This window comes from Bacillus mobilis (assembly GCF_001884045.1).
GTDB classification, from domain to species: Bacteria; Bacillota; Bacilli; order Bacillales; family Bacillaceae_G; genus Bacillus_A; species Bacillus_A mobilis.
Genome location: NZ_MACF01000075.1, coordinates 1 through 241, shown reverse-complemented (window position 1 = coordinate 241; position 241 = coordinate 1). Strand labels below are relative to the sequence as shown.

1 protein-coding gene is annotated in these 241 nt (G+C 45.2%); it reads right to left on the bottom strand.

Going from position 1 to position 241, the window contains the following annotated elements; all coding sequences use genetic code 11:
- A partial coding sequence (locus BAQ44_RS30835) for a hypothetical protein (protein WP_211274092.1) occupies positions 1-241 on the bottom strand: 241 nt, incomplete at both ends.

Genomic DNA, 241 nt, shown 5'->3' with positions numbered 1-241 from the left:
CAGCGTTTCTTCTACTTGCTCTGGATTCTTCCCTCCAGTTTCTCCTGCCTGATCAAGTTGGGTTTCTCCATCTGCTCCTTCTTGCTTCGGCATTTCTTCTATTTGTTCGGGTTTCTTTTCTCCAGCTTCTTCCGTTGGTTCTTCCAACTGTTCAAGTTTCTTGTCTTCATCTATTCCTTCTTGCTTCAGCGTTTCTTCTACTTGCTCTGGATTCTTCCCTCCAGTTTCTCCTGCCTGATCA